The following is a 939-nucleotide window of genomic DNA, read 5'->3' on the forward strand; positions in this document are numbered from 1 at the left end:
CCCGCGGCGAGCACGAGGCTCGCGGCGACGAGCAGCGCGACCGGCACGCCCGAGGAGAGCACCGCGAGCAGGATCCCGCCCGCGACGGCGAGCGCCGCGCCCGCGAGCCCGACGAGACCCCAGGCGGCCTCCCCGCCGGCGGGCCGCCCGTCGCCGCGGCGGATCCGCCCGGTGAGAAGCCCCACGGCGCCCAGGCCCAGAGCCGCACCGCCGACGGACACGGCCGCCGCGACGAGGAGCACCTGCAGCGGCGGGGCGACCGGCCGGTCGGCCGCCGCGGGGACCTCCGTGCCGAGGCGCGCGACGATCGTCTCGAGCTCCGCGGCGTCGGAGCGGATGTCCTCGACCTCGCTATCGAGCGCCTCGGCCTTGGCGGGCAGGTCGCCGAGTGCGCTCTCGAGGCCGGCTGCGGCGGACTCGACGGAGCTCTGGGCACCCTCGGCGTCGCTGAGCACCTCGGTGTAGGCGTTCTCCGAGGTGGTGAGGTCGTCGGCGAGGCGCTTAGCGCGGTCGCCCAGGTCGACGAGGCTCTGCGCCTCGGAGCCGTTGATCTGGTTCTGCTGGATCGTCCGGTCGGCGGCGACGAGGTCGCGGCGCAGCCGCTGGGCGCCCGCGTTGCGCTGGCGGGCGAGGTCGGCGTCGACCTCGCGAATCGCGTCGCGCAGCCGGCGGGTCTCCTCCTCGAGCCGCACGACGGCCTCCGCGCCGCGCACGGAGCTGTCGTTGACGGCCTCGGCGGCGTTGGTGAGCGTGCCGCCCACGCCCTCGATCTCGTCGACGGCGGCGAGGATGTCGTCGCCCGCCCGGCGCAGCTCGGAAAGCTCGCTTGAGACGCGGCCCGCGGCCGAGCTCAGCTCCCCGGCCGGGCCGGCGAGCGCGTCCGCCTGCTCGGCGAGCCCCCGGGCGCGGGACGTGGCGTCCGCGACGGTCGCGTCGCGG

1 pseudogene is annotated in these 939 nt (G+C 77.7%); it reads right to left on the reverse strand.

Annotated elements, in window-relative coordinates:
- A pseudogene (locus tag HMPREF9719_RS06360) lies at positions 1–939 on the reverse strand (hypothetical protein); the annotation flags it as partial.

It is taken from the genome of Corynebacterium otitidis ATCC 51513 (assembly GCF_000296405.1).
Lineage (GTDB): Bacteria > Actinomycetota > Actinomycetes > Mycobacteriales > Mycobacteriaceae > Corynebacterium > Corynebacterium otitidis.